The organism is Methylosinus sp. RM1 (assembly GCF_011378635.1).
Lineage (GTDB): Bacteria > Pseudomonadota > Alphaproteobacteria > Rhizobiales > Beijerinckiaceae > Methylosinus > Methylosinus sporium.
In genome coordinates this window covers 1-20,827 of sequence record NZ_WOVC01000038.1, presented here as the reverse complement: position 1 = coordinate 20,827, position 20,827 = coordinate 1, and the positions used below count along the sequence as shown (strand labels likewise).

General features: G+C 65.1%; 23 protein-coding genes. 15 read left to right on the top strand and 8 right to left on the bottom strand.

All coding sequences use genetic code 11. The features are described from left to right. Positions 1-70: 70 nt before the first annotated feature. The 9 genes from FMZ75_RS18140 to FMZ75_RS18100 all read left to right on the top strand — a co-directional run bounded on the left by FMZ75_RS18140 (position 71) and on the right by FMZ75_RS18100 (position 7,879). Positions 71-514: a helix-turn-helix domain-containing protein gene (locus tag FMZ75_RS18140; RefSeq protein WP_108916712.1), complete on the top strand. Its 444-nt coding sequence runs from the start codon at positions 71-73 to the stop codon at positions 512-514. A gap of 153 nt (positions 515-667) precedes the next feature. Continuing rightward, positions 668-1,855 carry a methionine adenosyltransferase gene (gene metK / locus FMZ75_RS18135; protein ID WP_108916767.1) on the top strand — a complete coding sequence of 396 codons (1,188 nt, stop codon included), beginning with the start codon at positions 668-670 and terminating at the stop codon, positions 1,853-1,855. 51 nt (positions 1,856-1,906) lie between these two features. Then, on the top strand, positions 1,907-2,641 hold the full coding sequence (gene trmB / locus FMZ75_RS18130; RefSeq protein ID WP_166144939.1) for a tRNA (guanosine(46)-N7)-methyltransferase TrmB: 735 nt from the start codon (positions 1,907-1,909) through the stop codon (positions 2,639-2,641). Between the two features lie 22 nt (positions 2,642-2,663). Further along, complete coding sequence (gene trxA, locus FMZ75_RS18125) at positions 2,664-3,557, top strand: thioredoxin (RefSeq protein ID WP_166144936.1); 894 nt, start codon at positions 2,664-2,666, stop codon at positions 3,555-3,557. A gap of 46 nt (positions 3,558-3,603) precedes the next feature. After that, positions 3,604-4,272, top strand: coding sequence for an LON peptidase substrate-binding domain-containing protein (locus FMZ75_RS18120; protein ID WP_108916709.1), 669 nt, complete (start codon positions 3,604-3,606; stop codon positions 4,270-4,272). A gap of 164 nt (positions 4,273-4,436) precedes the next feature. Further along, the gene (locus FMZ75_RS18115) at positions 4,437-4,661 is read left to right on the top strand and encodes a Trm112 family protein (RefSeq protein WP_108916766.1); all 225 of its coding nucleotides are present in this window, start codon (positions 4,437-4,439) and stop codon (positions 4,659-4,661) included. 6 nt (positions 4,662-4,667) lie between these two features. Further along, on the top strand, positions 4,668-5,531 hold the full coding sequence (locus tag FMZ75_RS18110; protein ID WP_142862998.1) for an acyl-CoA thioesterase II: 864 nt from the start codon (positions 4,668-4,670) through the stop codon (positions 5,529-5,531). A 472-nt stretch (positions 5,532-6,003) separates the two neighbouring features. Then, positions 6,004-6,342 (top strand): P-II family nitrogen regulator, encoded by a 339-nt coding sequence (locus tag FMZ75_RS18105; RefSeq protein WP_108916707.1) that lies wholly within the window; start codon positions 6,004-6,006, stop codon positions 6,340-6,342. 31 nt (positions 6,343-6,373) lie between these two features. Next, complete coding sequence (locus tag FMZ75_RS18100) at positions 6,374-7,879, top strand: ammonium transporter (RefSeq protein WP_142862997.1); 1,506 nt, start codon at positions 6,374-6,376, stop codon at positions 7,877-7,879. 84 nt (positions 7,880-7,963) lie between these two features. Here the strand turns inward: FMZ75_RS18100 and FMZ75_RS18095 are convergent, their stop codons facing one another. From FMZ75_RS18095 to FMZ75_RS18080, 4 genes are all read right to left on the bottom strand, one after another. Beyond that, a complete protein-coding gene (locus tag FMZ75_RS18095) occupies positions 7,964-8,677 on the bottom strand; it encodes a cyclopropane-fatty-acyl-phospholipid synthase family protein (RefSeq protein ID WP_166144933.1) in 714 nt (237 codons plus the stop codon). A 32-nt stretch (positions 8,678-8,709) separates the two neighbouring features. Continuing rightward, complete coding sequence (gene hrcA, locus FMZ75_RS18090) at positions 8,710-9,798, bottom strand: heat-inducible transcriptional repressor HrcA (protein ID WP_142862995.1); 1,089 nt, start codon at positions 9,796-9,798, stop codon at positions 8,710-8,712. A 99-nt stretch (positions 9,799-9,897) separates the two neighbouring features. After that, positions 9,898-10,245 carry a type II toxin-antitoxin system RelE/ParE family toxin gene (locus FMZ75_RS18085; RefSeq protein ID WP_166144930.1) on the bottom strand — a complete coding sequence of 116 codons (348 nt, stop codon included), beginning with the start codon at positions 10,243-10,245 and terminating at the stop codon, positions 9,898-9,900. Beyond that, entirely contained in the window at positions 10,242-10,523 is a 282-nt protein-coding gene (locus FMZ75_RS18080; RefSeq protein WP_142862993.1) for a type II toxin-antitoxin system ParD family antitoxin, read from the bottom strand. Before FMZ75_RS18080 ends, FMZ75_RS18085 begins: the two co-directional genes overlap by 4 nt. Positions 10,524-10,626: 103 nt before the next feature. On the opposite strand from FMZ75_RS18080, the gene FMZ75_RS18075 reads away from it, so the two are divergent. After that, positions 10,627-11,667 (top strand): patatin-like phospholipase family protein, encoded by a 1,041-nt coding sequence (locus FMZ75_RS18075; protein WP_166144957.1) that lies wholly within the window; start codon positions 10,627-10,629, stop codon positions 11,665-11,667. Here FMZ75_RS18075 and FMZ75_RS18070 read toward each other — a convergent pair. Both FMZ75_RS18070 and FMZ75_RS18065 read right to left on the bottom strand, forming a co-directional pair. Beyond that, a complete protein-coding gene (locus tag FMZ75_RS18070; protein WP_166144927.1) occupies positions 11,658-12,902 on the bottom strand; it encodes a glycosyltransferase in 1,245 nt (414 codons plus the stop codon). The two genes, FMZ75_RS18075 and FMZ75_RS18070, sit on opposite strands and share 10 nt — an antisense overlap. A 14-nt stretch (positions 12,903-12,916) precedes the next feature. After that, positions 12,917-14,002, bottom strand: coding sequence for a glycosyltransferase (locus FMZ75_RS18065; RefSeq protein WP_246659847.1), 1,086 nt, complete (start codon positions 14,000-14,002; stop codon positions 12,917-12,919). A gap of 479 nt (positions 14,003-14,481) precedes the next feature. On the opposite strand from FMZ75_RS18065, the gene FMZ75_RS18060 reads away from it, so the two are divergent. Both FMZ75_RS18060 and FMZ75_RS18055 read left to right on the top strand, forming a co-directional pair. Beyond that, positions 14,482-15,381, top strand: a complete 900-nt coding sequence (locus FMZ75_RS18060) for a hypothetical protein (RefSeq protein WP_166144924.1) — start codon at positions 14,482-14,484, stop codon at positions 15,379-15,381. Positions 15,382-15,462: 81 nt separating this feature from the next. Further along, positions 15,463-16,626 carry an LptF/LptG family permease gene (locus FMZ75_RS18055; protein ID WP_108916700.1) on the top strand — a complete coding sequence of 388 codons (1,164 nt, stop codon included), beginning with the start codon at positions 15,463-15,465 and terminating at the stop codon, positions 16,624-16,626. Between the two features lie 55 nt (positions 16,627-16,681). Here FMZ75_RS18055 and FMZ75_RS18050 read toward each other — a convergent pair whose 3' ends face one another. Together FMZ75_RS18050 and FMZ75_RS18045 are read right to left on the bottom strand one after the other, a co-directional pair. Continuing rightward, a complete protein-coding gene (locus tag FMZ75_RS18050; RefSeq protein ID WP_166144921.1) occupies positions 16,682-17,422 on the bottom strand; it encodes an ABC transporter ATP-binding protein in 741 nt (246 codons plus the stop codon). Further along, positions 17,412-18,152, bottom strand: coding sequence for an ABC transporter permease (locus FMZ75_RS18045; protein ID WP_370464748.1), 741 nt, complete (start codon positions 18,150-18,152; stop codon positions 17,412-17,414). Before FMZ75_RS18045 ends, FMZ75_RS18050 begins: the two co-directional genes overlap by 11 nt. A gap of 258 nt (positions 18,153-18,410) precedes the next feature. Here FMZ75_RS18045 and trxA (FMZ75_RS18040) point away from each other — a divergent pair, with 258 nt between their 5' ends. The 3 genes from trxA (FMZ75_RS18040) to modC are packed head-to-tail and all read left to right on the top strand — an operon-like array spanning position 18,411 to position 20,588. After that, a complete protein-coding gene (gene trxA, locus FMZ75_RS18040) occupies positions 18,411-18,737 on the top strand; it encodes a thioredoxin (protein WP_108916697.1) in 327 nt (108 codons plus the stop codon). A 40-nt stretch (positions 18,738-18,777) separates the two neighbouring features. Next, positions 18,778-19,497, top strand: coding sequence for a molybdate ABC transporter permease subunit (gene modB, locus FMZ75_RS18035; protein WP_108916696.1), 720 nt, complete (start codon positions 18,778-18,780; stop codon positions 19,495-19,497). After that, positions 19,494-20,588 (top strand): molybdenum ABC transporter ATP-binding protein, encoded by a 1,095-nt coding sequence (gene modC, locus FMZ75_RS18030; RefSeq protein WP_142864208.1) that lies wholly within the window; start codon positions 19,494-19,496, stop codon positions 20,586-20,588. Before modB ends, modC begins: the two co-directional genes overlap by 4 nt. The last annotated feature ends 239 nt before the right edge of the window (positions 20,589-20,827 follow it).

Below are 20,827 nucleotides of genomic sequence, written 5' to 3'. Positions count from 1 at the left end.
GCGCAGCCCTATCGAGATCACCCCCTTCGACAAAAGGCCGGAGCGTCATGAGCAAAAGGAACCAGTCGCAGTGAAAAAGGCGCCCGATCCGATCGACCGGCATGTCGGAAGTCGCGTGCGCATGCAACGCATCCTTATGAAAATGAGTCAGGAGAAGCTCGGTGAGGCGCTGGGACTGACTTTCCAGCAAGTGCAGAAATACGAAAAAGGCACGAATCGTATCGGCGCCAGCCGATTGCAGCAGATTTCCAAGACGCTGAACGTGCCGCCCTCCTTCTTCTTCGAGGGCGCGCCGAGCGCCCAGCCCGCCACGGGCGAGGGCTTCGCGGAAGAGTCCTCCTCACAATATGTCGTCGATTTCCTCTCGACCGCCGAGGGGCTGCATCTCAATCGCGCCTTCGCCCGCATCAAGGATCCCAAGGTGCGCAAGCGCGTGATCGACCTCATCTCGACACTGGCCGAGCAGGAGAACGTCGCCAAGGAGCCGGAAGCCGGAGACGCGGCCTCCAAATGAGCCGCATGTCGGCGCGACGCCGCCCGAGTTCTCTATAAAGAACATTTCGGCACATACGGCTTGACGAAACGAACGCCGCCTGTACTGATTTGGGCGAATGGACGGGTCTGTCCGCCGGCGAACGGCGGAGCGGCGATTGGACGGAGATTGGATGTGACGCGACAGAACTATCTTTTCACCAGCGAGTCGGTTTCGGAAGGCCATCCCGACAAGGTCTGCGACCGCATTTCGGACGAGATCGTCGATCTGTTTTTTCGCGAGGGCGCCAAATTCGGCCTCGACCCCTATCAAATTCGCGTGGCCGCGGAGACGCTCGCCACCACCAATCGCGTGGTGATCGCCGGCGAGGTGCGCGGCCCGGCCATTCCCAAGGAGCAGATTGTCGACGTCGCCCGCAAGGCGATCAAGTCGATCGGCTATGAACAGGCCGGCTTCCATTGGCAGAACGCCGATGTCGAGGTCCTGCTGCACGCCCAATCCGCCGATATCGCGCAAGGCGTCGACGCCGCCGGCAACAAGGACGAGGGCGCGGGCGATCAGGGCATCATGTTCGGCTACGCCGTGCGCGAGACGCCCGATCTGCTGCCGGCGCCGATCTATTACGCGCACAAGATTCTCGAGAAGCTCGCCCACGCCCGCCACTCCGGCAAGGAGAAGGGCCTCGGCCCCGACGCCAAGAGCCAGGTCACGCTGCGCTATGAGAACGGCAAGCCGGTCGAGGCCACGCAGATCGTGCTCTCGCATCAGCATACCGACGAGAGTCTGACGCCGCAGGACGTTCGCGCCATCGTCGAGCCCTATATCCTCGAGGCGCTGCCGGCGGGCTGGGTGACGAAGGAGACGGTTTGGCACGTCAATCCGACCGGCAAGTTCCACATCGGCGGCCCGGATGGCGACGCCGGCCTCACCGGCCGCAAGATCATCGTGGACACCTATGGCGGAGCGGCCCCCCATGGCGGCGGCGCCTTCTCCGGCAAGGACCCGACCAAGGTGGACCGCTCGGCCGCCTACGCCGCCCGCTATCTGGCCAAGAATATCGTCGCCGCCGGCCTCGCCGATCGCGCGACGCTGCAGCTCTCCTACGCCATCGGCGTGGCCGAGCCGCTGTCGATCTATGTCGATCTGCACGGCACCGGCCAGGTTCCCGAGGACAAGCTCGAGGCCATTCTGCCGCAGGTCGTCCGCCTGTCGCCGCGCGGCATTCGCGAGCATCTGCAGCTCAACAAGCCGATCTACGCCCGCACCTCGGCCTATGGCCATTTCGGCCGCACGCCGGACGAGGAAGGCGGCTTCTCCTGGGAGCGCACCGATCTCGTCGACGCGCTGAAGGCGCATTTCTGATCGACGAACGGCGGAAGAGACGAAGTCGAAGAAAACGCCGAAGACAAGGCCATGAACGATGAAATCGGCGGCGCGGCCCCTGTGGCGCGCCGCCTCTACGGCCGCAGCAAGGGCAAGGCGCTCCGCGCCGGCCAGGCGCGCCTGCTGCAAGAGCTTTTGCCGAAGCTGACGCTCGATCTCTCGCAGCCCTGTCCCTGCGCGAAGACCCTGTTTTCGACGCAGGTCGAGGACGTGTTTCTGGAAATCGGCTTCGGCGGCGGCGAGCATCTGATCGCCGCCGCGGCCGCCCGGCCCGATATCGGCTTCATCGGCTGCGAGCCTTTCGTCAACGGAATGGCCAAGCTGCTCGCGCGGATCGACGCGCTCGGCCTCGCCAATATTCGCCTTCACCAGGGCGATGCGGCCGAGGTCGTCGGCTGGCTGCCGCAGGCGAGCCTCGGCCGAATCTTTCTCTTTTATCCCGACCCGTGGCCCAAGCGCCGGCATCGCAAGCGCCGCTTCGTCTCGAATGAGACATTGGCGGCGCTCGCCCATGTGCTGCGACCCGGCGGGGAATTGCGTTTCGCCACCGATATCGACGATTATGCCGGCTGGACGCTGGCGCGCGTCCGAGAGTCCACGGATTTTGCATGGACCGCAGCGGCCGCGGCGGACTGGCTGACGCCCTGGCAGGGCTGGACACAGACAAAATACGAGGCGAAAGCGATGGCGGCCGGACGCAAACCGGTCTATCTGACTTTCGAAAGGCGTCGAGGACGCGAACGAGGCCGAGCGAGCGACGCCTAGCTCTACGGCGGGAGACGGTACGATGGCGGCGGAACTGACGGCGCAAGACGACGCCCGAACGACCGAAACGACGACGGCGAATTTCCGCGCCGATGTTTTGGAAGCGTCGCTGCGCCAGCCCGTGCTGGTCGATTTCTGGGCGCCCTGGTGCGAGCCCTGCAAGCAGCTCGCGCCCGTCCTGGAGCGGGCGGTGAAGGCCGCCGGCGGGCGCGTGAAGCTCGTCAAGATGAACGTCGACGAGCATCCCGAGATCGCCGGCCAGCTCGGCGTCAAATCCATTCCCGCGGTCGTCGCCTTCCAGCGCGGACGGCCGGCGGACGGCTTCGTCGGCGCGCTGCCGGAAAAGCAGCTGCGCGGCTTCATCGAGCGGCTCGCCGGCCCGCTCGAGGACGAGGGAACCGACGATTTTCTCACCGCCGAGGCGCTGATCGGCGACGGCCAGATCGAGGCCGCCGAAGCGATCCTGCTGGAGCTCGTCGCGAGAACCCCGCCTTTCGCCAAAGCGGCGGCGGAACTCACCCGCCTCTATGTGGAGCAGGATCGTCTCGCCGATGCGCAGGCGCTGCTCGACGGCCTCGCCGCCGCGGTCCGCGCCGATCCGCTGGTCGCAGCGGCGGCGGCGTCGCTCGAAAATGCGCTCGCCGCCTCCGATCTCGGCGAGATCGACGAGCTGCAGAAGCGCGTCGCTTTCGACCCCGACGACCTGCAGGCGCGCTTCGATCTCGCCCTCGCGCTCAACGCCAAGGGCAAGCGCGACGAGGCCGCCACCGCGCTGCTTGACATCATCCGAAAGGACCGTAGTTGGAGCGACGACGGGGCGCGGAAGCAGCTCATCCAATTCTTCGACGCCTGGGGGCCGCTCGACAAAGCGACAATAGGCGCGAGGCGACGCCTGTCGTCGCTGCTGTTCTCCTGATGCGAGCGAGTTTCTCGAGGAGTAGCGGCGATCGCCGCTGACCGACATGAGCGTCAATCACCCCTATAGAGATTCGAGCGCGCTGCCGGGCGTCATTCCGGTGTTTCCGTTGACGCGCGCGCTGCTGCTGCCGCGCGGCGAGCTGCCGCTCAACATATTCGAGCCGCGCTATCTGGCCATGGTCGACGACGCCATCGCCTCGCAGCGCGTCATCGGCATGATCCAGCCCCTGCCCGGCCAGGACGAGCACGAGCAGACGCCCGTGCTGCATCGCATCGGCTGCGCCGGACGGATCACGCGCTTCTCGGAGACCGGCGACGGCCGCTATCTCATCTCCCTCACCGGCATAGCGCGCTTTCGCATAGAGGAGGAACTGCCGAGGACGCTGGCCTATCGGACCTGCCGGGTCGCCTATGACGATTTCCTCATCGACCTCGAGCCGGGCGCCGGCGAGGACGACGTCGATCGCACAGGGATGATCCGAATGCTGCGCGAATTCGCCGACGGCTCACAGCTCGACGTGGACTGGACCAGCATAGACGCCGCGCCCAATGAGGCGCTGGTCAATGCGCTCGCCATGATGAGCCCCTTCGGCTCGGACGAGAAGCAGGCGCTGCTCGAGGCGGTCGATCTGCGCTCGCGCGCCGAGATTCTCGTCGCGCTGGCCGAGCTCGATCTGGCCCAGAACAGCGACGATCCGCCGCAATTCCATTGAAAGTGCGCGAATTTCGATCATTGAACGTTTCCGTTCGATGGAAACGCGTCGAAACAGGAGCTTGGGATTTATCTGTCGTTCATCGACGCACGGAAAAATCCTGGAGACTTTTCCCGCCGCTGCGGCATATACCGCTTCTCTCTCGCCAGCAGAAAGGCGCCATGATGAGCGACAAATCCGAGAAGCGCGAGGGGGAGGACGCCTCCGCCTCCGAAGCGACCAAGGTCGATCCACGTCTTTTGGAGATTTTGGTCTGCCCGCTGACCAAATCGACGCTCGAATATGATTCCGAACGCCAGGAGCTGATCTCCCGCTCCGCGCGGCTCGCCTATCCGATCCGCGACGGCATCCCCATCATGCTGCCGGAGGAGGCGCGGCAGGTCGACTGAGCCCTCATGGACGCGTCAAACCCAACGCGCGAATTGCTCGCGCTTCTCGACATAGAGCCGATCGGTGAGGACGCCTTCCGCGGCTACAGCCGCTCCAGATTTGCCCGCGTCTACGGTGGGCAAGTGGTGGGTCAGGCGCTCGTGGCCGCACAGCGCACCGTGCCCGCCGACCGGCCCGCCCATTCGCTGCACGCCTATTTCATCCTGCCCGGCGACCCGAGGACGCCGATCGATTTTTTCGTCCAGCGCCTGCGCGACGGCAAGAGCTTCACGACGCGGCGGTGCGAGGCCAAGCAGAACGGCAGGACGATTTTTTCGATGGAGGCCTCGTTCCAGATCGACGAGCCCGGCCTCGAGCACGCGTTTGCGCCGCCGCAGGTCCCTGCGCCCGAAGGCCTGCCGACGAAAAGCGCTCTGGCCGAGCGCTTCGCCGAATTTCTGCCGCTCGGCGCCTCGGAGTGCATCGCCGGCTCGCCCTCGGTGGATCTGCGCGTCGTCGATCCACACGGCTTTTTTTTGAACGACGCCGTAGCGGATACGCGGCAGTTCATCTGGTTCAGAATCGTCGATCGCATCGGCGACGATCTGGCGGAGCATCAGGCCCTGCTCGCCTATCTTTCGGACATGACGCTGCTCAATACGGCGCTCGTCAAGCACGGACGTACGATTTTCGACGAGCGGCTGCAGGTCGCGAGCCTGGACCACGCCCTATGGCTCCATCGGCCGTTCCGCGTCGACGAATGGCTGCTGTACACGCAGGACAGCCCGACCGCCGCCGGCGCGCGCACGCTGACGCGCGGGATGATCTTCAGCGCGGACGGGCGCCTGGTGGCCTCGGTCGCGCAGGAAGGTCTGATCCGCGACCGCTAGTCGTCAGCCTCGGACGTATGCCTCGAGAAGCGAGCCTGAGGCTCGCTCTTCGCAGCCCCTCGACTCGTTCGGTCATGTTTCTTCACGCGAAGCCGGCCCCACTTCGCTCGAAAACACTGCAATCGAAACTCGAGCAGGCTGCTGATTATTTAATAGGCGCCTGCCGCCTTTTTCCAGGCGCCTCCGCTTTCGCGCAATGAGGCCCCGCATGTGAAGGCCTCCGGCAAAACGCCCCTCCCCCATGCGCGGCCGATCACTTCCGACGCCCTGCGGCGCTTCGCCACGGATTTGATTCGATTTGACGTTCTTTTCTGAATTGGCGCGCTCGGCGAAACCGGGCGAGAGCTGGCACGGCATTTGAAGGCTGGCGGCATGAGCACAACGGTGCTCGTCATGGCCCTCGCCATATTGGGCGCCGTCTCGCGACGCGAGCCGTCACAGCCATGTAGGTCCAGAACAACAGGATAGGCAGATGAAAATCGTGACAGCGATCATCAAGCCCTTCAAGCTCGATGAGGTCCGAGACGCGCTGACGAACATCGGCGTCCACGGTCTCACCGTGACAGAAGTCAAGGGATACGGGCGTCAGAAGGGTCATACCGAGATCTACCGCGGCGCGGAATACGCCGTCAGCTTCCTGCCGAAGCTGAAAATCGAGGTGGCCGTGACGTCCGAGCTCGTCGCCAAGGCCATAGAAGCGATCACGGCGGCCGCCCACACCGGCCAGATCGGCGACGGCAAGATTTTCGTCCTTCCCCTCGAGCAGACGATCCGCATCCGCACCGGCGAGCGCGACGCCGACGCGCTCTGACCCACTCACGAAAAATCACCAGGAGTTCCAAATGAGACTTCGTCTGCCTCGGAGCCTGTCTGCGGCTTCGACTCTCGTCGGCGCGGCGATCGCCGTGGGCCTCGCCGATCCCGCCCTCGCCGCGGGCAATGCGCCCGTCCCCAATCCCGGCGACACGGCCTGGGTGCTCATTTCCGCGGCGCTGGTGCTGATGATGTCGGTGCCGGGCCTCGCTCTGTTCTACGGCGGCCTGGTGCGCTCGAAGAACATGCTGTCCGTGCTCACGCAGACCTTCGCGATCGTCGCGCTGGTCGGCGTCGTCTGGACGCTCTACGGCTATTCGCTCGCCTTCGGCGACGGCGGCTCGCTCAACGCCTACATCGGCGGCTTCAACAAGCTGTTCCTGAAGGGCGTCGACGCCTCCTCCAACGCGCCGACCTTCACCCCCGGCCATGTGATTCCGGAATACGCGTATTTCGTGTTCCAGATGACCTTCGCCATGATCACGCCGGCGCTGATCATCGGCGCCTTCGCCGAGCGCATCAAATTCTCGGCGGCCTTCGTCTTCGTGCTGCTGTGGGTGACGATCATCTATTTCCCGGTCGCGCATTGGGTGTGGGGCGTCGCGGATCCGAACGCTCTCGTCGATGCGGCCACCAAGCTCGCCGCCGCGACGACCGATGAAGCCAAGACCGCCGCTCAGGGCGAGATCGACACGCTGCTCGGCTCGGTCGGCTGGATCGCCGGCGGCCTCGCTCCCTGGATGAAGGGCACGGGCGCGCTGGACTTCGCGGGCGGCACCGTCGTCCACATCAACGCGGGCATCGCCGGCTTCGTCGGCGCGCTGATCCTCGGCAAGCGCATCGGCTATGGCAAGGAGGCGCTGCCGCCTCACTCGCTGACGCTGTCCATGGTCGGCGCCTCGCTGCTGTGGGTGGGCTGGTTCGGCTTCAACGCCGGCTCCAACCTCGAGGCCAATGGAACGACGGCGCTCGCCTTCGTCAACACGATGGTGGCGACCGCCGCGGCGGCGCTCTCCTGGCTGCTGACGGAATGGGCGCTGAAGGGCAAGCCCTCGCTGCTCGGCCTCATCTCTGGCGCCGTCGCCGGCCTCGTCGCGGTGACGCCGGCCTCCGGCTTCGCCGGTCCGATCGGCTCCATCGCGCTCGGCTTCATCGTCTCGCCGATCAGCCTGTTCTTCGTCTCCAAGGTGAAGAACCTCTTCGGCTATGACGACTCGCTCGACGTGTTCGGCGTGCACGCCATAGGCGGGATCACCGGCGCTCTGGCCACCGGCATTCTGGTGAGCCCGGACCTCGGCGGCGTCGGCATCACCGACTACACCAACATCGGCGAGAATTTCGCCGGCAAATACGACATGGCGCAGCAGATGATCTCGCAGGCGACGGCCGTCGGCGCGACGATCCTCTACTCGGGCGTCGGCTCGGCGATCCTCTACAAGATCGTCGACGTGGTGATCGGCCTGCGCGTCGCCCCCGACCAGGAGCGCGAGGGCCTCGACATCGCCGAGCACGGCGAGCGCGCCTACAACTACTGAGACCTTCGTCTCACGAAAAGCGGAACGGCGCCCCACGGGGCGCCGTTTTTGTTTGTGGGCCTACGGACACACGCGCCATCGCGCTCAGACTCGTTTCGTCATCGCCCAGCCGCCGAAGAGGAATGTCTGATAGAAGCGGATGGGCGCGTCGAAGCCCGCCTCGTGCAGCAATTCGAGCAATTCGCTCTCGGAAACGAAGGCGATGTCATTCTCGATATGGGCGCGATCCTTCTCCAGTTCCGGCGCCGCGACCCCATGAGACGCGTAGGACGCCAGCCATGCGTCCAGCAGCGCGCCGAATGCGCTCGAAGCTCTGTCACAGAAAAGGTCGGCGAGGAGGAACGATCCTCCGGGCTTCAGCAGCGACGAGATCGCGCGGAAATAAGCGAGCTTCTCCTCCCGCCCCACGATGAAGTGCGACACGAATATCGACGAAGCGGCGTCGAAGGACGTCGCCGATCGAAACTCCTGCAGACGCCCCTGGAAATAGGCGACGCGCTCCGCCATGCCCGCGGCGGCGACACGGTTGCGGCAAGCCGTCGTCATATCGCTCGAGACGTCGACCGCGGTGAAGCGCCACAGAGGAAAGCGGCGGCCGAGAGCGAGAATTTCGGCGCCCGTTCCGGAGCCGGCGGAGAGAAATTCGGCGCGCTCCGGCAGGCGCGAGAGCCAAGCTGCTGTCATCTGGTGCAACGCGTCATAGCTCGGACAGAACGATCGAATGCGCCGATCGTATCGCGTCGCGGACGCCTCGTCGAAATGCGCCGCCGCATCGAATGCAGCGTCGGGCCGTGACATGAAAATCCCCTATCCAAATCGGCGCGCGAGCGCTAACCGCCCACGACGCGCGCCACCACTTTCGCCGTGTAATCCACCATGGGCACGATGCGCGCGTAATTGAGCCGCGTCGGACCGATGATGCCGAGCGCGCCGACGATGCGCTTGTTGCCGTCGCGCAAAGGCGCGGCGATCATGGACGAGCCGGAGAGCGAGAACAGCCGGTTCTCCGAGCCGATGAAGATGCGCACGCCCTCCCCGGTCTCGGCGCGCTCCAGGAGATCGATGACCTCCGTCTTGGTCTCGAGATCCGAGAAGAGGAGGCGGATGCGGTCGAGATCGGCCATAGCGGTCAGATCCTCGAGCAGATTGGCCTGGCCGCGCACGATCAGCTGACGATGCTCCGCCCCCGCCCCTCCCCAGCTGGCGAGCCCGGCGTCGACGAGCCGGGCAGTCAATTCGTCGAGCTCGGTCTGCGCGATCTTGCGCGCATCCTCTATCTCCGAGCGGACCTGGCCGAGGGTGAGGCCGCGAATGCGGGCGTTGAGATAATTGGCCGCCTCGATCAGCGAGGAGGCCGGCAGGTCGCGCGGCACCTGCAGCACGCGATTTTCGACCGAGCCATCCTCGCCGACGAGAATGGCGAGCGCGCGCTCCGGCTCCAAACGCACGAATTCGATCTGCTTGAGCCGCGCATTGTCCTTGCTGGTCACCACCACGGCGGCGCCGCGGGTGAGGCCGGAGAGCAGGCTCGTCGCCTCGGCCAGCACGCCTTCGAGGTCATGGTCCTTGGAGGCGGCCTCGACCTGCGCCTCGATCTGCGCGCGCTCGTCTTCCGCGATGTCGCCGATCTGCAGAAGCGAATCGACGAAAAAGCGCAGGCCGAGCTCGGTCGGCAGGCGGCCGGCGCTGGTGTGCGGCGCATAGACGAGGCCGAGCTCCTCCAGATCCTGCATCACATTGCGCACGGAGGCGGGCGACAGCGCCATGGGCAGCAGCCGCGACAGCTGGCGCGAGCCGACGGGATCGCCGCTCGACAGATAGGTGTCGACGATCTGACGAAAGATTTCGCGCGGCCGATCGCCGAGATTGGCGAAGCTCTGCGCGCCGGCGGGAGGGATCGAGTTGCCCATGCGGATCATGACGGGAGAATGGCGCCTCGGCGGCGCGGGTCAAGCCCGGTCTGCGCGAAGGAGCGAAGGGATTTCAAATAGGCGCTCCGCGCCGAGCTGGCCACGGCGTCAGCCGATATCTGGCGGAACATGCCGAGCGAGGTCCATGGCGTCATGCAGGATGCGCAGCACTTCGACCACCTTCCCCTCCGCCACGCGATACATGATGAAATGCCGTCCGCGGCGGCGGCCGCGCCTTGCGAGGTGGAGCGTGCGAACGCCGGGGAGGATTTCGTCGCGCCTCACGCTGCCCGCCACATTCGGCCCTTGCGTCAGCTCGGCGAGGGCGTCCATGAGCGTCGCTTTGTAGATTGCCGTCTGGCGCGGCCCGAAGGTTTCGGCCGTATATTGCAGAATGCGCAGAAATTCGCGCTCCGCCTCGGCGCCGAGGCGGATGCGCCAAGGCGCCTCGGTCACTTTTCCACGGCCCCGGAAGCGGCGAGCGCGTCGAGATGGGCGAGAAGCGCGGAGGCGTCGGCGAATTCTTTGAACTCCGCGCGATCGAAGGCAGAAGCGCCGTCTTGCGCTGCGCTGCGTAGAGCCTCGAGCTTGCGCGCCTCCTCGATCTCACGGCTCTCGACGAGGCGCAGGCCTTCCCGCAGAACCTCGCTCGCATTCTGATAGCGGCCGCTCTGAACGAGCGCCTCGATCAAGCTTTCCTGCCTCTCGGTGAGAACGACGTTGCGGGTCGGCATGGCGGACTCCTCGCTTTTTATAATCATAGTGTCCTTTGGCATTTTATGCCAGCACGAGCCGCGCGGGATGGCGAGCGAAGCCGACGCCCTATCTCTCCTGGATATGGTTGTGGGCGGGACAAGCGCGATGCGAGACGAAATCCTCGTCGATCTGGCTTTGCAGGGCGGCGGCGCGCATGGGGCCTTCACCTGGGGCGTGCTCGATCGGCTGATCGAGGAGCCCTGGCTGCGCATAGACGGGGTCTCCGGCACTTCCGCCGGGGCGATGAACGCCGCCGCGCTCATCCATGGGTTCTCGCAGGGCGGCGTAGAGGGCGCCCGCGTTGCGATGGAGGAGTTCTGGCGGCGCGTCGCCGCCGCGGCGCGGTTCAGCCCTTTGCAGCGCAGCCCGCTGGATATGCTGCTCGGCCGCTGGACGCTCGACAATTCGCCGGCCTTTCTCGCCATGGATTTGTCCTCGCGGCTCGTCTCGCCCTATGACCTCAACCCCGCCGGCGCCAATCCGCTGCGCGACATATTATGCGAGACCATCGATTTCGAGCGTCTGGCGCGCTCGCCGATCAAGCTCTTCGTGACGGCGACCAATGTGCGCACCGGCCGCGCGCGCGTCTTTCGCAACGCTGACCTTTCCGCCGAGGCGCTGCTCGCCTCCGCCTGCCTGCCGACCATGTTCCAGGCGATAGAAATCGACGGCGAGGCCTATTGGGACGGCGGCTACGCCGGCAATCCGACCATCACGCCGCTGGTGCGCGAATGCGCGTCGCAGGACACGATCTTGGTGCAGGTCAATCCGATCGAGCGCAAGGAGACGCCGCGCAGCGCGATCGATATTTTGAACCGGCTGAACGAGATTTCCTTCAACTCGCCGCTGCTCAAAGAGCTGCGCATGATCGCGCTGCTGCGCGATGTCGCCGATCCCGGCCATAGCGAGGGCGCGCGCTGGGCCTCCATGCGCATCCACGCGATCGCCACCGATATGGCGGCGGAGCTGTCGGCCTCCTCCAAGCTGATCGCGGAATGGGAGTTTCTGCTGATGCTGCGCGAGGAAGGACGGCGCCGCGCGGAGGATTTTCTCGAGCACAATGGCGATGCGCTGGGGACGCGCTCGAGCTTCGATCTCGCGGCTATGCTGGACTATGTGTAACGCGCGCCGATGAGCGCCGGCGCGAGAGCGGCGAGATTGGCGCGATAGGCGTCGAGCGAAAAATGCGCGTCATAGAAGCGGCGCATCTCGCTCGCCGCGCGTTGCGCCTCGCTGGGAACGCGCACATCGGCCACGGCGGACTGCAATGCGCGCGCGAAATCCTCCGCGCTGTCGACGATCGTCACATCGGGAAAGCGCGCGAGATCGACATGCATTCCGCGAAAGGCGTGGGTCGTCGAGAGGAGCGGCAGGCCGCTCGCCAGCGCCTCCACCGTCTTGATGGAGAGGCCATGGCCGCGGATCGTCGGCAGCAGCACGAGCCGCGCCGTCGCATAGGCGGCGCCCGGATCGTCGATGCGGCCGACGAAAGATGCGCGATGCGCCGCAAAGAGCGCGGGGTCGCGCGCCTTCACGCCGGCGTCGACATTGCCGACGATGCGTAAATGCGGAATTTTCGTATCGCCGAGCGCCTCGCGCAGGAACCAGCAGACGCTATCGACATTGGCGCTATTGTTGCTAGCGACGAGCAGAATATCCTCGCCGCCGGGGCCGAGCGGCGCTTCCGGCGCGCTCGGATAGAGCAGCGCGTGTTGCTTTTCCGGCAGCAGCGCGCGGAAATCATCATATTCCTGCGCGTTGAGATGCAGCAGAAGATCGGCGCCGCGCATCAGCGCCAGCTCGCGAGCGAGCATCTGCTCATAGGTCACGCGCGGCGGCAGCCAGGGCGCACGCTCGTTCATCAACGCGAATTGGCGCGCTTGCAGATCATGGCTGTCGAGCATTATGGGCGCGCCGCGCGCGAGGCGCTTCGCCACCGACATCAGGAAGAAATGATTGCAATGCACGAGATCGAAGCGGCGATCCATGAGGCCCAGCGGCAGTTCCGCTCGCTCGGCGACGCCGGCGCGAATGACCGCCTGATCGCCATGCAGATAAGGCCACAGAACATCGCGCAGAAAGCGCGGCGCCGCGAAAGCATGGAAAGGCGCGCCGCCGAACCAGCGCTCGCCTTTCGAGAGCTCCGGCGTCGCCTCGACGAAAGCGCGCCAGCGCCAGGCGCGATCCGGCGTGAAGCCCGGCATGTCGCATATGGCGACCGGCGCGACGCGGGCGCCGAGCGCGCGATAGGCGGCGACCTGCCCCAGCACGACGCGATACGTGCCGCAGGAATGCCATGCCGGATGCACAATGGCGACATGACGCCCGGCGAGCGGCAGAGAAGCCGTGTCTTTCATCGCTTGGGCGTCGTTCATCGCACGAGCAACGGCGCGACCGTCTCGTGCAATGCGCGCGCATAGGCGGCGGGGCTGAACATATCGTCATAGAGACGGCGCGTGTCGGAGACTTCGCGCGCGCCAGCGTCGCGACGCTGGCCGATCTCGCGCAGGGCGGCGGCGAAATCGGCGGCGTGATCGGCGAGAATGACATTGCCGAGCCGCTCGGGATCGATGGCCATGCCGCGAAACGCCCGCCGCGTGGCGATGAGCGGCGCGCCGCTCGCCATCGCCTCCACCGCCTTCACCGAGAGGCCATGCCCTTCGATCGTCGGCAGCAGCACGCAGGCGGCCTGCGCATAGATGGCGCCGATATCGTCGACGCGCCCCTTGAACAGCGCGCGGTGGGACTCGTAGAGCGATTTGTCGAGGCGCTTCACGCCGGAGTCGATATTGCCGTAGATCTCCACCTCGACGCCGGGGGCGAGCGGCGCGACCTCGCGCAGGAACCAGCGCAGGCTGACGAAATTTCCGTAATTGTCGCTGGCGACGATGATGATGCGATCGCCGCCCGGCCCGCAGGGAACCGCCGCGATGGCGGGATAGACGAGGCGATGCCGCGCCTGCGGCAGCAGACGGGCGAACTCCGCCCGCTCCTCCTCATTGAGGTGTATGCAGAGATCCGCCGCGCGCATCCACTCGAGCTCTATCGACAACATATCGTCATAGGTCACATAGGGCGGGAGGAAAAAGCCGCCTCGATTGCGCAGAATATATTGTCGCGCTTGTATGTCCTGCGTCTCGACCATGACCGGCGTATTTCTTCCACGAAGCAGTCGAGCAACAAAGGGCAGCGTGAAGTAATGATTCGCATGCACGAGATCGACATTCTCGTCTGCGAAACCGGGAGGAAGAGCGACGAGCTTGGCGAGTTCGACGAGCCAGGTCGCCTGATCGCCATGGATCAGCCGCCACCACGCATAGGCGAGAAAGGACGGCGAGAGAGCGGCGAGCCGACTCGGACCGCAGAAATAGCGCTTGTCGGCCGGCAGCTCGGCGGAGGCGGCGAAATAGGCCTCCCAGCGCGGCCCACACGGCGGCCGCGGGGCCGGCGCGTCCATCAGAGCGATGGAAATCGTCCGCGCTCCGAGCGCGCGATAGGCCTCGAGCTGGCTGACATTGACCTGATAGCTGCCGCAAGAATGCCAAGCGGCGTGAACTACCGCGACCGTCTTCCCCGCGAGTGGTCCTGCGGCGACGGAAGCATCGTTGGGAACCAGCTGCTCGATCGACCCCTCCCGTTCCGCGCGACGATGGGACGCATGGCGCCCTCACCCTCCCCTTCAGGGGGAGGGTGAGGGCGCCATAGCCCGGCGCTCGCGACGGGCGTCCTTTCAGAACGCCCTATGGCCGGGCGGAGTGGGGTGAAGGCCCGAGACTCGGGGCGTCACCCCCTCCCAAGCGCCTTCGGCGCTCGCCCCCCCCCCTCGAAGGGACATGTGGAAACGCCTCTTCCTGCGCGTTTCCACATGTCCCGACTCCGGCGCCGTCCGCCCGCCCCCGCTTGCCCTGCGGCGGCGTTTCCAAGTAGACGGGGTATATGAGCCTTCGACCCGCAAATCCAGATTTTTCCCCGCCACGCTCCGCCCCGGACCAGAGCGGGGCCGCGGCCGGCAAGCGTTATGGAATCGCCATCGTCGGCAATGACAAGATCATCGACTGGCTGCTCCCCTTCCTCGAGAGCTATGCGCAGACCAACGCGCATCTGCCGCTCTATCTCATCCCCTATGACGAGAATGTCGCGCAGACGCGGCGCGCGGCGGACATATACGGCGCGCATTTCATCGAGGAGGTTCCCGAGGCGATCGACCGGCTCGCCGCAGAGCTCTATCCCGGCCCGTTCAACGGCAATCGCCGCCGGCTGCGCAAGCTGCAGGCCCTCGCCCTGCCGCTGGACGAGGTCGCCTATGTCGATGTCGATGTGGTGCTCTATCGCGATTTCTCGCCCATTTTCGGCCGGCTCGAGGCCAAGAAGACGGAATTCATCGTCGCCTCGCCGAGCTTCGAATATGTCTATAACGAGAAGAAGGCCAATTACCCCTTCCTGCGCGACGCGCTGCTGTTCAACGACGGCTTCTGGGTCACGTCCAACCAATATTTGAAGCTCGATCATTTCATCGAGACGATGCGCGAGGACGCCAAGCTCTTCCATGAGGTGCGCAAGCGCGGGCAGCTCTTCGCCCAGCCTCTGGTGAATTTCGTGACGCATCGGCGCGGGCTCGCCATCACGCTTTTGCCGCATTGCGTCGAGCGCGCCTCGCATGAGAGCTTCTATCAGGCGCCCGGAATCACCTTCTCCGAGGGCAAGCCGCTCGATCCCGACGGCAAGGAAATCTACTTCTGCCATTGGGCGGGGGCGACCGCCCTCCCCTCGACGGGCGTTTTCGACGCCTCGTGGAAGGAGTTTTCCAAAGCCGCCTGGGAAAAATTTCGCAAATAGGCCGAATTCCGCTATGAGACTGCCGTGCGGCGGCGGCCCTCCCTCCGGGACGGGTCGATTTCGTCGCACGGAACAGGACACATGCCTCGCCTACTTTTCCTCTATCTCGCACGGCGCATCCTGTTCAGCACGCTCGTCGTCCAGCTCGCGCTCATCGTGCCGGTCGTGCTCTCCTATCTGCTCTACACGCTGACGCCGGCGGCGATTCGCGCCGGCCTGCTGGCCCCGGCGCTGGTCGGCACCATGCCGACGGTCGGCTTCATCACTCTGCCCATGGCGATCGGCGTCGCGACGGCGCTCGAATTCGCGCGCATGTCCAATGAGGGGATGATCGCCGTGCTCTATGCGCTGCGGCTCTCGGTTTGGTCCTTGTGCCGGCCGGCGCTCGTCTGCGCTGGCGCGCTGGTGATCTTCGGCTATGGGATCGCCAATCTCATGGCGCCCTATTACGCCAGCGGCCTGCAGGACGTCATCAATGTGGTGCGCAATTCGCTCAATCACCGCATGTTGGACGCGGCACATTTCTACACTTTCGACAATGGGGTGAAGACGCTCTATCTCCAGCGCTGGGAGACGCCGGACGTCGCCGTCAATCTCTTCGTGCGGCAAATCTCCATCGAGAAGCGCCAGGAGGAGACGATCACAGCGGCGCGCGCCGAATTCCGCCGCCAGCCCTCCGGCGTCGTGGTGGCGCTGTCCAACGGCAGCATTCAGACCAAGCCCTTCGACACGGATGAAGTGCGCATTGCCAATTTCGACGAATACGCCATGGCGCTGCCGATGCAGGGCAGCGAGGCGCTGCCGCCGCGCAATTGGCGCGGCGTCTATGAGCTGACGCTGCCGGAATTCGTCGCCAATTGGCAGATCGCCAAGCTCGACCGCCGCCAGGCCGGCGAATGGATGGCGGAGGCGGCCAAGCGCTTCGGCGTGCCCTCGCTCGCCATCGCCCATACGCTGCTGGCCATGGCGCTGGTGCTGACCTTCGGCAATGTCACGGGACGGCGCGGGGGCATGAGCTCCTTCGTCATCATCGCCATTCCGGCGGCGCACATCTTCTTTCTGGTGGCGCTCGAATCGCTGCTGCGCGCCGATGCGCGTTTCGCTTTTCTTCTGGCCGGGGCGGCGGCGCTCGAGATCGGCGCGTCGATCCTGCTGATCCACCGCCGCAATCGGAGCACCAGCCCGATGCGCGAGCTCCCCGCCTTCGAGACCATCGCCGCCGAGCCGCAGACGGTCGCGGCCTGACCGAGCTGGTCGGAAGCGAGCCCGAAGGCTCGCCCTCCTCTCGACTTAGATGGAATCACGCCGCGGCGAGCACCACGTCGCGATAATGCGGGATGACGACATCCGGCGCGCCGGTCTCGCGCACCGCGCCCTCGTCGATCCAGATCACCCGATCGCAGAGATCGCCGAGAAAGCGCAGATCGTGCGAGACCATCAAAATGGTCCCTTTCTTCGCGAAATCGGCGATGAAGGCCTCACATTTGGCTTGGAACACTTCATCGCCGACCGACAGCGCCTCGTCGACGATCAGAATATCGGCGTCGGCATTGGCGCAGATGGCGAAAGCGACGCGCGCCACCATGCCGCTGGAATAGAGCCGCATCGGCTGATCGAAGAAAGGCCCGATATCGGCGAATTCGGCGATGGCCGGCAGGCGCTTCTCCACTTCCTTGCGCTTCAATCCGAGGATCGCGCCGCCGATCATGGCGTTCTCGCGCCCCGTCAACAGCCCGTCGAAGCCCGAGCCCAGCGCGAGAATCGGCGCGATGCGGCCCTTTACCTCGAAGGAGCCGCGCGTCGGCCGCGTGATGCCGCAGAGAATTTGCAGCAGCGTCGTCTTGCCCGCGCCATTGCGGCCGATAATGCCGACCTTCTCGCCCCTGGCGACCGAAAAGCCTATGTCGTGGAGCACCCAATGCTCCTGATAGAACTTCTTCCACAGGCCGAACAGCACCTGCTTCAGCTGGTCGTTGCGGTGCAGATAGAGCTGGAAGGCCTTGCCGACGCTGTCGCAGCGGATGATGGGTTCAGATGACATCGACGATGACCGATTTGTAGCGCATGAAGAACTGATAGCCGAACAGGAATATCCCGTAGGACACCAGCGCCAGCGCGACATAGGCGATAGGATTGGGCAGCACGCCGTCGAGCGCCACGCCGCGGAGCATCTCTATATAGTCGCCGACGGGATTGAGGCGCAGCCAGATGGAGATATGCGACGGCATTTGATCGAGACGGTAGAAGATCGGCGTCGCGAACATCAGCACCGGCACGACCGACACCATGATATGCGCCACATCGCGGGTGAAGGCGCCGAGCGCCATCAAAAACCACACCACGCCCAGCATGAAGCAGGCGAAAGGCAGAATCAGCAGCGGCGCGAAGAAAATCGTCATCGGCAACTCGCCCGCCGTCAGCAGGCGGAAGACCACATAGACGCCGAGGTTGATGCCACCGTAGACGAAGGCGCGAATCGTCGCCACCCAGGCGATCGTCTCGCTGGGAAAGATCGACTTCTTCACGAAGGTCACATGCTCATGCAGCAGGCCCGGCGCGCGATAGGCGAGTTCGCTGAACAGATTGAAGACGATGAGCCCGATGAAGATGCCGGCCGCGTAATCGGCTGTGCTCATGCCCGCCGACAATTGCGGAATTGTTATAGAAAACAATACCGTATAGGTGAGCAGCATGATCAGCGGGGAGAGCACGGCCCAGAGCGGCCCGAGCACGGAGCCGCGGAACCTCGAGGTGAGCTCCCGCCGCACCACTGCGCGAATGAGCTCCCTATGGTGCCAAGCCCGCTCGAAGGGGGCGACATAGGCGACGATCGGTATTTGAGCGAGCGACAGGCCGAACCTCCCTGGATCGAATGCGGCGGCGCAGCCGCATAGACCAGTTCGGCGCCGCCTCTGTCAACGGTCCGGCCGAGTCCGCCTCGGCGGGCGGCCTCGGCAATCGGCCTCGGCTTGACGCGCCGCCGCGCCGTTCCTACTCTTTCGACAAAGTTTCAATTCGAAAGGAAAGCCATGTCTGCCGCGACCGTCAAAGTCTCCGATGCGAGCTTCGAAGCCGAGGTTCTGAAATCCGACCAGCCGGTCGTCGTGGATTTCTGGGCCGAATGGTGCGGCCCCTGCCGCACCATCGCCCCGGCGCTCGAGGAGATCGCCGCCGAGCTCAAGGACAAGCTCAAAATCGTCAAGCTCAACGTCGACGAAAATCCCAATGTCGCCGGAATGCTGGGCATTCGCTCCATCCCGACGCTCATCATCTTCAAGGACGGCAAGGCCGCCTCGCAGAAGGTGGGCGCCGCGCCCAAGGGCGAATTGCTGCGCTGGATCAATGGCGCTATATAAGCGCTCGACGTAACGTGAGCGAAGGCGTAAGCACACGAGCATGACGCTCTCGGATATTGCGCCTTCGCTCGGATTCTCCCCGCAGGAGATGACGGCTATCGTCCTCAGCCTGAAGGTCGCGGGGACGGCGACGGTATTTTCCCTGCCGATCGCAGTATTCGCCGCCTATGCATTGGCGCGCTGGCGCTTTCCCGGCCATACGGCGCTCAACGCCCTCATCCATCTGCCGCTGGTGATGCCGCCGGTCGTCACCGGCTTCGCGCTGCTGCTGCTGCTCGGCCGCAAGACGCCGCTCGGCGCCTTTCTGGCGGAATATTTCGGAATCGTCTTCGCCTTTCGCTGGACGGGCGCGGCGCTGGCCGCGGCGGTCATGAGCTTTCCGCTGATGATTCGGCCGATTCGCCTCTCCTTCGAGAGCATAGACGAGCGATTGGCGCAGGCCTCGCGCTCGCTCGGCGCCAACCCTTTATGGACCTTTTTCCTGGTGACTCTGCCGCTGGCGGCTCCCGGCGTCATCGTCGGCGCCATTCTCGGCTTCGCCAAGGCGCTCGGAGAGTTCGGCGCGACGATCACCTTCGTCTCCAACATTCCCGGCGAGACGCAGACGATTCCCTCCGCCATCTACAGCTACACCCAGACGCCGGACGGCGACGCCGACGCGCTGCGGCTCGCGGCCGTATCGGCGGCGATCGCCATAGGGGCGCTCGTCGTCTCGGAAATATTGCAAAAGCGCGCCGACGCGACGAGAGCCGGCAAATGATCGGCGTCGACGTCAAATTGCGCCGGGGCGATTTCACTCTCGCCGCCGCCTTCGCCTCCAAGGCCCGCATATTGGCGCTGCATGGACCGTCTGGCTCCGGCAAGACGACGCTCGCTCATCTCGTCGCCGGCCTCGCCGCCCCCGACGAGGGTCATATAGCGGTGAACGGCGCCACGCTGGTCGATACGGCGCAGCGGCTTTTCGTTCCGCCGGAGAAGCGGCGCATCGGCCTCGTATTCCAGGACGCGCTGCTGTTTCCGCATCTCGACGTCAAGACCAACATTCTCTTCGGCCGCTTCTTCACGCCCAAGGCGGAGCGCCGCGTGCCCTTCGAGGCCGTCATCGAAACGCTCGGCGTCGCACATCTGCTGCGCCGCCGCGCCGGCGCGCTCTCGGGCGGCGAGCGGCAGCGCGTCGGCCTCGCGCGCGCGCTTTTGTGCTCGCCCCGCCTTTTGGCGATGGACGAGCCCATGGCCTCGCTCGACTATGACCGCCGCCAGGAGATCATGACGCTGATCGAGCGTCTGCGCGACGAATTCTCCATTCCGATCCTGCTCGTCTCACATGCGGCCGACGAGATATTGCGCCTCGCCGACGAAGTGATCTCGCTGGAGAAAGGCCGCATCGTCGCCAAGGGTCTGCCGTCGGAGACGCTGGCGGCGGCGAGCCGGCACATAGAAGGCGGGCGCTTCTCCGTGGTGAGCGCGCTGGAGGCGCATGTCGGCGCCTATGATACGCGCTATGGCGTGACGCGGCTCGCACATCCGGCGGGCGAGATCATCGTCGCGGCGCATGTCGCCAATGGCGACCGGCGAGTGCGCGTGCTGATCAACGCCACTGACGTGGCGCTCGCCTATCACAAGCCCGAGAACACCAGCATTCGCACCGTGCTGCTCGGCCGCATCGCCGCGATCGACGAGGACGAGAGCCCGCTCGCCTTCGTGCGGCTCGAGCTCGAAGGCGGCGGCAAGGTCGTCTCGGCGACGACGCGGCTTTCGGTCGCCGAAATGAATTTGAGCGTCGGCGCGCAAGTCTATGCGCTGGTGAAATCCGTGGCGCTGGACGAGAGGGAGCTCGGAGCCGGCGCGTGACGCATTGTGGGAAGCGGCCGAGCGCGGTGCCCCGCTGGCTTGCGAGACGATGAGCCGCGCAATAGGCTGACGCGACGATATTCTATCCATTTTTCGCGGCGGGAGAAACGATGACCGACCTGGAAAAGCCTAGCATTACAGTTGCTTTTTCAGATGGGCTCGCCTTGCTTCGGCTTGGTGCGCTCGTCGCCATAACGACCATGTGATGACGAACTCGGGGCGAATGCGTTTTCGTGCGA